The sequence below is a fragment of the Mesorhizobium sp. M1E.F.Ca.ET.041.01.1.1 genome (genome assembly GCF_003997355.1).
Classification (GTDB): Bacteria; Pseudomonadota; Alphaproteobacteria; order Rhizobiales; family Rhizobiaceae; genus Mesorhizobium.
This window is the reverse complement of record NZ_RZSL01000146.1, coordinates 1-12,342: the sequence shown is the minus strand read 5'-3', so window position 1 is coordinate 12,342 and position 12,342 is coordinate 1. Positions and strand designations below refer to the sequence as shown.

Sequence of the window (12,342 nt, the reverse complement as noted above, 5' to 3'; positions counted from 1 at the left end):
CAGCCGGTGCGCGCAAAGCCCCGGATATCTGCCGCTGCCGAAACGGATACCGATATCGACATCGTCCCGTTCGAAGTCCCTGACTTCATAGGTGATGTCGAAGCGCAGCTCGATGCCCGGCTTCTGCCGGCGGAAACCGTCGACGCGGCGCATCAGCCACTTTGTCGCGAACTGCGCGTCGAGCGTCACCTTCAGCAGCGAGGTGCCCCGCGTCATCTTGCGCGCCCGCGACACCGCCCGATTGAGCAGGTCGAGCGCGTCGATCGAAGCTTCATGAAGAACGTTGCCCGCCTCCGTCAGCCGGATGGTGCGGCTGGTGCGCGTGAACAGCACCAGGTCGAGCTGATCCTCGATTTCCTTGATCTGATGGCTGACCGCAGCCGGCGTCAGGCCGAGTTCGTCGGCGGCACGGGTGAAATTGAGATGCCTGGCCGCGGCCTCGAAGGTCCTCAACGCGCGCGTCCCGGGCAGCAGGCGGGCCATCCGATCTCCAAATAAAACTTGACGATCGAACAAGAACTACTCGTTTCCCGTTTATTTTTCAATCCGGCATGATTGCAACATCGAAACACTATCAAACCGGATTTGATGTCCGGAGAACACGGATAAAGCCATGACCGAGATCGCTCTCAAGTGCCACACCGCCCTGAAATCCCGCTCCAGCGTCGCCCTTTGGCTGCGCTCCGCACTCGATTGGCTGCGCCAGGCGCGGGTCGCCGCCCGGCTTCCCAACGAGTCCATTGAGGATCTCTCCGACGATCTGCTGCGTGATATCGGTGCCGAGCGCCGGGACGTGGCAAGAGCCGTGGACCGTGAGCTCGGCCGGATCGGATTGCTGGACACGGGCTGGCAGAAGCCGCGGCGATAGGGAATAGGCAGTAGGCAATAGGAAAAGGGACGCCTACTGCCTACTGCCTACTGCCCTACCTCACCACCTTCACCACCGTCCGCTCCGACAGCAGCGGCAGCAGCCTCGCCATGGTGCGCGCCGTAACCGCCACGCAGCCTTGCGTCGGCGTGAAGCCCGGACGCGCGAGATGGAAGAAGATCGCGCTGCCGCGCCCGCGCCGGCGCGGCGCGATGTTCCAGTCCAGAACCAGGCACACGTCGTAGAGGCGATCGCCGCGCCGCATCCGCTCGTGGCTTGCGCCGTAGGGGATCTTCACCGGCCGGTTGTAGTTGCGGTCGTCGGGCACCTCGCACCAGCCGAGATCCGGGCCGATCGGCGCCATGGAAAGCCTCGTCCGCCGCCCGCCGGGAAACTGGTCGTTGCGAAAATAGCCCGACAATATCCGCATCGCGGCCAGCGGCGTGGCGCCATCGCCCTCGCGCTTGCCGGCGGAAATGCCGCCGCGCCCAAGCGCGCAGGGAAACACCGCTTTGCCGGCTTGCAGGAACCCTTGCGCAGGGTTGCCCGGCCTCGCGCGCACAACCAGGACACGCAGGCCTTTCGGCAAAAATGCGTCCGCCTCATTGCGCGCGCGTTTTTTCTTGTATGATTGTCTCACGGAACAAATCACTGTGATCGGCTGTTGCGCCGGTGAGCTTCCGCATAAATGGGGGGAGGTCAACTGAATATTCTTTTTAAAACAACGGATTGATCCATGACATCACGCACCATTCTGATCGTTGACGACGACGACGACCTGCGAGCCACGCTCGTCGAGCAATTGGCGCTTTACGAAGAATTTGACGTTCAGCAGGAATCCACCGCCGCAAAAGGCGTGGCCGCGGCGCGCGGCGGCCTTGTCGATCTGCTCATCATGGATGTCGGCCTGCCCGACATGGACGGCCGCGAGGCGGTGAAGATCCTGCGCAAGGGCGGCTACAAGGCGCCGATCATCATGCTGACCGGGCACGACACCGATTCCGACACGATCCTGGGTCTCGAGGCCGGCGCCAACGACTATGTCACCAAGCCCTTCCGCTTTGCCGTGCTCTTGGCGCGCATCCGCGCGCAGCTGCGCCAGCACGAGCAGAGCGAGGACGCCACCTTCTCGGTCGGCCCCTACACGTTCAAGCCCAGCCAGAAGCTGTTGATCGATCCGCGCGGCGCCAAGGTGCGGCTGACCGAAAAGGAGGCCTCGATCATCAAATATCTCTACCGCGCCGACCAGAAAGTGGTGACCCGCGACGTTCTCCTGGAAGAGGTGTGGGGCTACAATTCCGGCGTCACCACGCACACGCTGGAGACCCACGTCTACCGGCTGCGCCAGAAGATCGAGCGCGATCCTTCCAATGCCGAAATTCTTGTGACAGAAAGCGGCGGCTACAAGCTGGTTCCTTAAACATTTCATGATCTAGAGCAATTCCAGGAAAAGTGTGAGACGGTTTTCCGTCCGGAATTGCGTCAAAGCAAAGCGAGCGGTCGGGCGGGACCGCTTCGGGTACGATCCTGGTGCTGGAGGGTGATGGATCGGCTCGCTGCGTGATTGGAAGTGTTGGGGCGTTCGCTGCGTCCGGAAGGACGCGACGCTCCAAAGGAGGGACTGGACTGACCGCTCGGGGACACAGCTAGGATGGCGCTGGATGACGACATCCGCATCCTGTCCGGCGTGAAGCTTTTTCAGGGCTTCACACAGGAACAATTGCGCCTGCTCGCCTTCGGCGCGGAAAACACCTTCCTGCAGGCCGACCACAAGCTCTACCGCGAGGATGACGAGGCCGACTCGGCCTATATCGTGGTCAGCGGCTTGATCGCGCTCTATCGCGAGCAGGGCGGCAAGCGCATCCTGATCGGCACGGCCGGCCCAGGCGCCATGCTGAGCGAGCTCGCCCTGATCGCCGACACCAACCGGCTGACCAGCGCCTCGGCGGCGGCCGATTCGGAAGTCATCCGGCTCAGCCGCAAGATGTTCCACCGTATCTTGGAGGAGTATCCGGAACTGGCGGCGCTGCTGCACGAGCGCATCCTGGAGGAATTCCAGCAGATGATCGCCCGCATCGAGGCGCTGGCGCCGAGATTCACGGAGTAAGACGACGCGCAGAGAGGCCGCCGCCCCACTGTCGCCGCCCTGCGCTAATCCAGATCGAACCGCGCGATCACCGGCACATGGTCCGACGGCTTCTCCCAGCCGCGCGCCGCCTGGAGTATCTCGTAGCCGGAGAAAGTCGGCACCAGATTGGCCGAAGACCAGACATGGTCGAGCCGGCGGCCGCGGTTCGATGCCTCCCAATCCTTGGCGCGATAGCTCCACCAAGTGTAGAGCTTCTGCTCGGCGGGCACGTTGAGCCGCATCAGGTCGACCCAGCCGCCGGCCTGCCGCATCGCCTCGAAGTTCTCCGTCTCGACCGGCGTGTGGCTGACGACGTTGAGCAGTTGCTTGTGCGACCAGACGTCATGCTCCTGCGGCGCGATGTTGAGGTCGCCGACCAGGATCGACGCGGACACCTCGTCCTGGCTCGCCGGCACGCCGTTCATCTCATGGACGAAATCGAGCTTGTGCCGGAACTTCCGGTTGATCTCCGGATCCGGCTCGTCGCCGCCGGCCGGAACGTAGAAATTATGCAGCAGGATCGACCTGGCGCCGACCTTCACTTTGACCGACAGATGCCGGCTGTCGTCGATCTCGCAGAAGCGGCGCTTCTCGACCAGCTCGATCGGCCGGCGCGCCACGGTCGCGACGCCGTGATAGCCCTTCTGGCCGTGGAAAAGGATGTGCTCGTAGCCCGCCTTGCGAAAGGCCTTTTCGGGAAACAGCTCGTCCGGAACCTTGGTTTCCTGCAGGCAGAGCACGTCCGGCGCATGCTCCTTGAGCAGCCGCTCGACGATCGGCATGCGCAAGCGCACGGAGTTGATGTTCCAGGTGGCGACGGTGAAAGGCATTCAGGCAGGTCCGGCGAAAGATCGCCGAACTACTGCCAGCCGCGCATCGGAAAGACAAGCCGGGCGATAATCGCCGGCGTCGGCGCCGCCCCTCATCCGCCTGCCGGCACCTTCTCCCCGTATAGTGACGGGGAGAAGGGATAAGCTCCGGCGCTGGCGTCCACCTCTCCCCGTTCTTCACGGGGAGAGGGTAAGGGTGAGGGGCAGCGCCGACGCAGGGAAACCTTCACAACAGTTGAATCTACCGCGTCTTGGTATTCAGCTCTCTGTTCGCCGTATAGTCGATGGCGAAGGTGTCGTCAGGGATGGAGACACCTTCCTTGACGTTGAAGATCATCACCGTCGTGTCCTTGCCCTGCGCGTCGGTGATCGTCCATTGGCGCAGCTCGTAGCTCTTCGGATCGAACATCATGGTGATCCGGGCGTTGCCGAACACCGACTTGTCGGAAAGCTGAATGGTGGTGAGGTCGTCCTCTTCCTTGACGGCTTTCACGCGCCCGCCGGAAAGATCGATCCTGTCGTCGAGCAGCAGCTTCAAAGGCGTCTTCGACAGCGGATAGAGGTCGGAGGTGTTGAGCTTCTTGTTGAGGATGACCACCGACTTGCCGTCGGAAATCACCCGGAAATTCGACGATCCGTCATAGTTGAAGCGGATCTTGCCGGGGCGTTCGAGGAAGAACTTGCCGCCGGTCTGCTCGCCCTTCGGTCCGAACTGCACGAACTCGCCGCTCATCGATTTGACCGAGGAGAAGTGGTCGGCGATCTTTTGCGCCGCCGGCGGCACGGCCGCCTGCGCATGGGCCAGAAGCTGGAAGCCCGGCACGACGTTGATGGCGGCCGCGCCCGCGAGCACAAGGCCAAGGCCGAGCACCTGCCGGCGGGTCGGAGCGAAATCTATCTGGGTCTTCATGCCGGTCACTTCCTGTGATTCGTGTCGTCGCAGTCTCTGGACCCCCAGTTGGGCCTAAGTTTGGCGGGTCGCGACGGCTCCGTCGCATGAACGCGCCGGAAGGTTCAAAGTTGCCGACAAGCCGCGCTAGAACTTATCCTCTTCAGTCGGCACCAGAATCTCGCGTTTGCCGGCATGGTTGGCCGGGCCGACAATGCCTTCTTTCTCCATCTTCTCGATGATCGAGGCGGCGCGGTTGTAGCCGATGCCGAGCCGGCGCTGGATGTAGCTGGTCGAGGCCTTGCCGTCGCGCAGCACCACCGCCACCGCCTGGTCATAGGGATCGTCGGAATCCTCGAAATTGCCGCCGCCACCGCCGCCCCTGCCCGAGCCGCCGTCCTCGTCGTCTTCCTCATCGTCCTCGGTGATGGCGTCGAGATATTCGGGCACGCCTTGCAGCTTGAGATGTCCGACGATCCGCTCGACCTCGTCGTCCGAGACGAAGGGGCCGTGGACGCGCTGGATGCGGCCGCCGCCGGCCATGTAGAGCATGTCGCCCATGCCGAGCAGTTGCTCGGCGCCCTGCTCGCCCAAAATGGTGCGGCTGTCGATCTTCGACGTCACCTGGAAGGAGATGCGGGTCGGGAAATTGGCCTTGATCGTGCCGGTGATGACGTCGACCGAGGGACGTTGCGTCGCCATGATGACATGGATGCCGGCGGCGCGCGCCATCTGCGCCAGGCGCTGCACCGCGCCTTCGATATCCTTGCCGGCCACCATCATCAGGTCGGCCATTTCGTCGATGATGACGACGATATAAGGCATCGGCTCGAGATCGAGATCCTCCGTCTCGTAGATCGCCTCGCCGGTCTGGCGGTCGAAGCCGGTCTGCACCGTGCGCGAGATTTTTTCGCCCTTCTTCTCGGCCTGTTGGACGCGCGCGTTGAAGCCGTCGATGTTGCGCACGCCGACCTTGGACATCTTGCGGTAGCGGTCCTCCATCTCGCGCACGGTCCACTTCAGCGCCACCACCGCCTTCTTCGGATCGGTGACCACCGGCGTCAGAAGGTGCGGGATGCCGTCATAGACCGAGAGTTCGAGCATCTTCGGGTCGATCATGATCAGCCGGCATTCCTGCGGCGTCAGCCGGTAGAGCAGCGACAGGATCATGGTGTTGATGGCGACCGACTTGCCCGAGCCGGTGGTGCCGGCGACCAGCACGTGCGGCATCTTGGCGATGTCGACGATGACCGCCTCGCCATTGATCGTCTTGCCGAGCGCCAGCGCCAGCTTGGCCTTCGTCGTCTCGAAGTCGCGGCTTGCCATGATTTCCCGCAGATACACCGTCTCGCGCTTGGCGTTCGGCAATTCGATGCCGATCGCGTTGCGGCCGGGCACGACGGCGACGCGGCAGGCGATCGCGCTCATCGAGCGGGCGATGTCGTCGGAGAGACCGATGACGCGCGAGGATTTGATGCCGGGCGCGGGCTCGAGCTCGTAGAGCGTGACGACCGGGCCGGGGCGGACATGGATGATCTCGCCCTTGACGCCGAAATCCTCGAGCACGCCTTCGAGCAGGCGCGCATTCTGCTCGAGCGCGTCCTTCGACAGGCTCGGGTCGCGCGCGACATTCTTCGGCTCGGACAGGAAATGCAGCGACGGCATCTCGAATTTATCCGAGCCGATCAATGACGTCTGCGCTTCGCGCTGGACGCGCGCACCCGGAGCCGGGCGGGGCGCCGGCGCCTGTACGCGGGTCGCCGCGTCCGAGCGGAAGTTGCGCACGTTGGCGCGGCGCTGCACAGGCTGCTCGTCGTCGAAATCGTCGAGGTCGGCCTCTTCCTCTTCGTCGGCGAAGTCATCGTCGTCGACCGGATCGACCGAGGCGCTGCGGTCGTTGACCATGGCGGCGAAGAATTCCGGCTCGACGCGGGCGCGGCCGCCGGGGCTCATCCGGGCCTCGGCGAACTCGGCCGATTCGACCCGTTCGGCGGCGCGGCGCCAGGCACTGGCCCGCGGTTCCATCTGCGGCTCGAACTCGTCGCGCTCCTGCCTGCGGCGCGCGGCGCGGCGGTGCAGGAAGGCGCGGAACGACAGCCACCAATGGGTGATGGCGCCGAGCGCCAATATGCCTTCGTCGCCTTCGTCGTCATCCTCGCTGAACAGCAGGTCGTCCTGCTCGCGCGGATCGGGCTGGGCGGCCCGCTCCATGACCGCAAAGCCGTTCTTGCGCGAAATCAGCGCCGAGCCATAGGCGAACAGCCAGAGCGCCGGCGCGGCAAGCACGACGGCGATCATGGTGGCGAAAAGGCCCTTCGGATAGCCGCCGACGGCGATCCCCGGGATCTTCAGCACCATGTCGCCGAACACGCCGCCAAGGCCGGTGGGCAGCGGCCAGGTGTTGGGCGGCGTCACGCAACCGGCGATGGCCGCCGCGAGCAGCGCATAGCCGAACCAGGCAAGCCCGCGTTTCGGCAGCCTGTCGACGCCGCGCGCGGAAAAGAGAAGAAACCCCCAGACCACCGCCGGTACCAGGCCGGCGACGGCGGCAAGGCCGAAGAACTGCATGGCGAGGTCGGAAAACACCGCGCCGGCATAGCCCATGGCGTTGGTGACGATGTTGTTGGTGGCGTGCGAGAAGCTCGGATCGGCGACGTTCCAGGTGGCGAGGCTGGCGACGCCGAAAGCGGTGAACACGAACAGGCCGGCGCCGACCAGCCGCCCGACCTGGCGCCGTGCGAATGCCTGGATGCCGTGCCCCGTATCGGTCAGCGCGAGCGGTGCTGAAGCGCCTGAACGCATGCCTCTTCCCCGTAAGTCAGTGCCTGGCCGGATGCGTGGCGCATGCCGGGAGATTCGGCTGCCAGACTATCGGGGGGAAGGTTAAGGCCGCATTAACCATGGCTTTTTACCGACGATGGCGCACAGTCAAATAGGTAGAGACAAGGATGGCGGGCCTGGCGGCCCGCCATTTTTCTGCTTGAATGACGAAACGATCAGGCCCGTCAGGACCCGATCTCCCGCAGAACTACTTGTGACCGGCGTACATCATCAGGTTGGCGCAGAATTCGGCGTGGGGCTTGCTCATCGCCGCGTCCTGGCACTCCTTCATCATGGCGTCCTGTTTGTCCTTCGCCGTCGAGGCCCAGGCCGCCTTGAAGTCGGCTTCGGATTTCATGGTCTTCATGCTGGAATCGGTGAAGAACGGCGCCATGTTGTCAGGCTCGTCGAGCGCGCCAGCAAGTGCCACTCCGCTGACCATCGACAGAGCCATTGCTCCCAGGAAGATAGTCTTGAATTTCATTGGTTGGTTCCTTCCCTCTTGTTTGGCGAGCGCCTCCTTGGCGGTCGTTCTCTCAGTACGGAACCACAAAGCCCAACGTTTCATACCGGCGCGATCAAGTGAATGTGATTGAAATCCGCCTGACGCCACGCAAAAAAAGGAGGCCCGGAAGATCTTCCGGGCCTCAAGGCGTGAGCCCCTTTCGAGAGCGTCACGACGGGATCTTGGAGTAACTCCAGAAAACCGCTGCACGGCTTTCGTTGATATTCGGGCCGGCGGGAGGAGGATCCGCCGGCCCTTTGGCAAAGCCGGCCTTACGGCACCACTTCGCCGTGCTGGGTGACGTCGAGACCCTCGACCTCTTCCTGGCTGCTCGGACGCAGGCCGACCAGCGCCTTGACGATGAAGAGGATCACGAAGGTGGCGATCGCCGTCCACAGGATGGTGAAGACGATGCCGTAGACCTGCGTGACGACCGAAGCGCCCTTGCCGAGCGCGTTGATCTCCGGATCGGCGAGCGCGCCGGTGAGCAGCGCACCGATGACGCCGCCGACGCCGTGCACGCCGAAGGCATCGAGCGAGTCGTCATAGCCGAACATGTGCTTCACCTTGACGGCCGAGATGTAGCAGAGCACGCCGGCGACGATGCCGATGATGAACGCGCCGGTCGGGTTGACGAAGCCGGAAGCCGGCGTCACCGCGACCAGGCCGGCGACGGCGCCCGAGATGATGCCGAGCACCGAGGGCTTCTTGGCGACGATCCATTCGGCGAACATCCAGGCCAGCGCCGCGGCGGCGGTGGCAACCTGCGTGTTCATCATCGCCGCACCCGCGAGGCCGTCGGCGGCGAGCTCGGAACCCGCGTTGAAGCCGAACCAGCCGACCCACAGCAGCGAGGCGCCGATCACCGAATAGACGAGGTTATGCGGCGCCATGTTGGTGGTGCCGTAGCCCTCGCGCTTGCCGAGGACGAGCGCGCAGACCAGGCCCGCGACACCGGCGTTGATGTGGACGACCGTGCCGCCGGCAAAGTCGAGAACGCCGGCCGAACCGAGGAAGCCGCCGCCCCACACCCAGTGCGCGATCGGCGCATAGACGAAGACCAGCCACAGGCCCATGAAGATCAGCAGCGCCGAGAACTTCATGCGCTCGGCGAAGGCGCCGGCGATCAGCGCCGGCGTGATGATGGCGAAGGTCAACTGGAACATCGAGAAGACGAATTCGGGAATGTTCGCCACGCCCGGCAGCCACAGCGTCGAGGTGGTGATGCCGTGATGGAAGAATTTCGAGAAGCCGCCGAGATAGGCGTTGGTGGCGCCGCCGTCGGAGAAGGCCAGCGAATAGCCGAACATGAACCACAGCACCGTCACCAGGCAGGTGATGGCAAAGCTCTGCATGATGGTGGCGAGCACGTTCTTCTTGCGCACCATGCCGCCGTAGAACAGCGCCAGGCCCGGAATGGTCATCATCAGCACCAGCGCCGTCGATGTCAGCATCCAGGCGGTGTTGCCGGTGTCGAGGACCGGGGTCGGCGCGGCAGGTGCTGCCGGAGCCGCTTCCTGCGCGAAGGCGGCGACGGTGCCGAATACTGCGAGAGCGAGCGCACCGAGCGCGGCCGCGCGTCCCGTCGTCTTCAAGGTGGAAGGTATGTTCATTGAACTCTCCGTTGGAATAGCTGGTCGCCGCTCAGAGCGCGTCGGTGTCTGTTTCGCCGGTGCGGATGCGCACCGCCTGGTCGATGCCGAAGACGAAGATCTTGCCGTCGCCGATCTGGCCGGTCTTGGCGGCCGCAGTGATGGCTTCGACGGCCTTGTCGACCATGTCGGCGCCGACGGCGACTTCGATCTTGATCTTGGGCAGGAAGCTGACCGCGTATTCCGCACCGCGATAGATTTCCGTATGTCCCTTCTGACGCCCGTAGCCTTTGACTTCGGTGACGGTCAGGCCCTGGATGCCAACGGCGGTGAGCGCTTCGCGCACCTCGTCGAGCTTGAACGGCTTGATGATTGCCATCACGATTTTCATAAGGTTTCACCCTTTGCTGTTGCGGTCCCCCGCGTTTGCACACCTTCACCGATCCCGAGGAGAGCCGGAGAGTGCCGAACAGGATTCAAACTTCGTGCCAATTGCCGAAGCAGGGCGTTAACCTGTTGTAAACAAAGGGAACGGCGCTGCCGGAACCAGTGACTGCTCAAAGCGACGGTCGGCTGCTTGATTAAAAAATAGGCAAATTTTCAAAAATGCCTATTTCGCAAGCTTATGGCGCAACTGTGGGCAGCGGCAATGGGTTGACGCAAGAATTCCGCGCAAAATCAGGTCAGGCCGATTTCTTTTGCGCGACGAAGGGCGCGCCCACGTCGGAAGAGATTTTGGCTGTTCAGCGCCGCAGCCGGATGAGGCCTTCCTGGGCGACCGAGGCGATCAGGGTCCCGTCGCGCGCGAACAGCGATCCGCGCGTGAAACCGCGCGAGCCTTGCGTCGAGGGGCTGTCCTGCGTGTAGAGGATCCAGTCGTCCAGCGAATGGCTGCGGTGGAACCACATCGCATGGTCGAGGCTGGCCGCCTGGATGTCGCGATCGAAAATGGCGCGACCATGCGCGAAAGTCGAGGTATCGAGCAGCGTCATGTCGGAGAGATAGGCGAGCACGGCCGCCTGCGTGGCGCGGTCCTCCGGCACCGGACCGGTGGTGCGGATCCAGATGTTCTGCTCCGGCTCCAGCTTCTCGCGGCTGGTATAGTGCTTCAGCATCACCGGCTTCATCTCGATCGGCCGGTCGCGCTCCCAATAGCGCTTGATGCCTTCCGGCACAGCCCCGCCGAATTTGCCCAAAAGCTCGCGCTGCGACAAAAGCGTGTCGGGCGCCGGCACGTCGCGCGGCATCGGCAGTTGATGCTCCAGCCCCACTTCGTCCTGCTGGAACGAGGCCTCCAGCGAGAAGATCGCCTGGCCATGCTGGATCGCCACCACCCGGCGCGTGGTGAAGGAGCCGCCGTCGCGGATGCGGTCGACCTCGTAGACGATCGGCACCTTGGTGTCGCCCGGCCGCATGAAATAGCCGTGCAGCGAGTGCACGTGGCGCTCGGGCTCGACCGTGCGCTGGGCGGCGACCAGCGCCTGGGCGATGGTCTGGCCGCCGAACACCCGCTGCCAGTCCAGCTTTGGGCTGCGACCACGATACAGGTTGTGTTCGAGCTGCTCGAGGTCGAGAATGTCGAGGAGCTCGTCCATGGCCGCCGTCATGTTCCACGTCCTTCAAAGATGTGACATGGCCGGTTTCGGACAGGACAGGCAGGCAGTCAAGCTGCTATGGCCGCCGCTGCGGCCGCAAGCCGCGAAAGGAAAGTGGCATGGTCAAGGCGGATGAAGCAGGCGAAGCCTCGCTGGACGTGCTGGTGGCGGGCGCCGGCTATGTCGGCCTGGCCACCGCCGTGTCGATAAAGCAGGCGCGCCCGAGCCTTGCCGTCGCCGTTGTCGACGCCGCTCCCGCCGGCGTCTGGCAGAAGGACGGCCGCGCCTCGGCCATCGCCGCCGCGGCCTGCCGCATGCTGGAACAGCTCGGCGTCTGGGAAGAGATCGCGCCGGAGGCGCAGGCGATCACCGAGATGATCATCACCGATTCGCGCGCCGCCGATCCGGTGCGCCCGGTGTTTTTGACCTTCGACGGCGAGGTGGCGCCCGGCGAGCCCTTCGCGCATATGGTCGCCAACCGGGAGCTCAACGGGGCGCTGCGGCGGCGCGCCGAAAAGCTCGGCATCGACATCATCGAGGGCATGGCCGTCAGCGGTTTCGACACCAGCGGCACCGGCGTCACCGTGCATCTGGCCGATGGCGCCGCGCTGAAGGCGCGGCTGCTGATCGCCGCCGACGGCGTCAACTCGAAGCTGCGCGACATGGCCGGCATCAAGACGGTGAAATGGGAATACGGCCAGTCCGGCATCGTCTGCACGGTGGCGCACGAGCGTCCTCACAATTGCCGCGCCGAGGAACATTTTCTCCCGGCCGGCCCGTTCGCCACGCTGCCGCTGAAACCCGGCAAGGACGGGACGAACCGCTCGTCGATCGTCTGGACCGAGCGCACGGAAGACGCGCAAAAACTCGTCGATGGCGACGAGTTCGTCTTCGAGCACGAGCTGGAACAGCGCTTCAGCTTGAAGCTCGGCGAGATCCGCGTCGCCGACAAGCCCCGCGCCTGGCCGCTCGGGTTGACCCTTGCCCGCGCCTTCGTAGCGCCGCGCATCGCGCTCGCCGGCGACGCCGCCCACGGCATCCATCCGATCGCCGGCCAGGGCCTCAATCTCGGCTTCAAGGATGTCGCGGCACTTGCCGAAGTGGTGGTCGAGGCC

The 12,342-nt window shown here is 64.2% G+C and carries 13 protein-coding genes; 4 read left to right on the top strand and 9 right to left on the bottom strand.

Features of this window, described 5'->3' with window-relative positions; genetic code table 11:
- On the bottom strand, positions 1 to 483 hold a 483-nt coding region (locus tag EOA38_RS14610), incomplete at its 3' end, for a LysR family transcriptional regulator (RefSeq protein ID WP_127299507.1).
- 130 nt (positions 484 to 613) lie between these two features.
- Here EOA38_RS14610 and EOA38_RS14605 point away from each other — a divergent pair.
- The gene (locus EOA38_RS14605) at positions 614 to 868 is read left to right on the top strand and encodes a hypothetical protein (RefSeq protein ID WP_127299506.1); all 255 of its coding nucleotides are present in this window, start codon (positions 614 to 616) and stop codon (positions 866 to 868) included.
- Positions 869 to 923: 55 nt separating this feature from the next.
- Here the strand turns inward: EOA38_RS14605 and EOA38_RS14600 are convergent, their stop codons facing one another.
- Positions 924 to 1,457 (bottom strand): L,D-transpeptidase, encoded by a 534-nt coding sequence (locus EOA38_RS14600; protein WP_245480832.1) that lies wholly within the window; start codon positions 1,455 to 1,457, stop codon positions 924 to 926.
- A gap of 147 nt (positions 1,458 to 1,604) precedes the next feature.
- Between EOA38_RS14600 and EOA38_RS14595 the strand changes: the two genes are divergently transcribed.
- Positions 1,605 to 2,288 (top strand): response regulator transcription factor, encoded by a 684-nt coding sequence (locus tag EOA38_RS14595; RefSeq protein WP_040974579.1) that lies wholly within the window; start codon positions 1,605 to 1,607, stop codon positions 2,286 to 2,288.
- A gap of 231 nt (positions 2,289 to 2,519) precedes the next feature.
- Positions 2,520 to 2,975 carry a cyclic nucleotide-binding domain-containing protein gene (locus EOA38_RS14590; RefSeq protein WP_127299504.1) on the top strand — a complete coding sequence of 152 codons (456 nt, stop codon included), beginning with the start codon at positions 2,520 to 2,522 and terminating at the stop codon, positions 2,973 to 2,975.
- Between the two features lie 44 nt (positions 2,976 to 3,019).
- Here EOA38_RS14590 and xth read toward each other — a convergent pair whose 3' ends face one another.
- The 7 genes from xth to tesB form a co-directional block, all read right to left on the bottom strand.
- Positions 3,020 to 3,826, bottom strand: coding sequence for an exodeoxyribonuclease III (gene xth / locus EOA38_RS14585; RefSeq protein ID WP_127299503.1), 807 nt, complete (start codon positions 3,824 to 3,826; stop codon positions 3,020 to 3,022).
- A gap of 241 nt (positions 3,827 to 4,067) precedes the next feature.
- Complete coding sequence (locus EOA38_RS14580) at positions 4,068 to 4,736, bottom strand: outer membrane lipoprotein carrier protein LolA (RefSeq protein WP_126091226.1); 669 nt, start codon at positions 4,734 to 4,736, stop codon at positions 4,068 to 4,070.
- Between the two features lie 126 nt (positions 4,737 to 4,862).
- Positions 4,863 to 7,517, bottom strand: coding sequence for a DNA translocase FtsK (locus tag EOA38_RS14575; RefSeq protein WP_127299502.1), 2,655 nt, complete (start codon positions 7,515 to 7,517; stop codon positions 4,863 to 4,865).
- A 226-nt stretch (positions 7,518 to 7,743) separates the two neighbouring features.
- Positions 7,744 to 8,019, bottom strand: a complete 276-nt coding sequence (locus EOA38_RS14570) for a hypothetical protein (protein WP_126091224.1) — start codon at positions 8,017 to 8,019, stop codon at positions 7,744 to 7,746.
- Between the two features lie 293 nt (positions 8,020 to 8,312).
- Complete coding sequence (locus EOA38_RS14565; RefSeq protein ID WP_127299501.1) at positions 8,313 to 9,653, bottom strand: ammonium transporter; 1,341 nt, start codon at positions 9,651 to 9,653, stop codon at positions 8,313 to 8,315.
- A 31-nt stretch (positions 9,654 to 9,684) separates the two neighbouring features.
- Positions 9,685 to 10,023: a P-II family nitrogen regulator gene (locus EOA38_RS14560; RefSeq protein WP_006327120.1), complete on the bottom strand. Its 339-nt coding sequence runs from the start codon at positions 10,021 to 10,023 to the stop codon at positions 9,685 to 9,687.
- A gap of 352 nt (positions 10,024 to 10,375) precedes the next feature.
- Positions 10,376 to 11,239, bottom strand: a complete 864-nt coding sequence (gene tesB, locus EOA38_RS14555; protein WP_126091222.1) for an acyl-CoA thioesterase II — start codon at positions 11,237 to 11,239, stop codon at positions 10,376 to 10,378.
- Positions 11,240 to 11,346: 107 nt separating this feature from the next.
- Between tesB and EOA38_RS14550 the strand changes: the two genes are divergently transcribed.
- On the top strand, positions 11,347 to 12,342 hold a 996-nt coding region (locus EOA38_RS14550; protein WP_127299500.1), incomplete at its 3' end, for an FAD-dependent monooxygenase.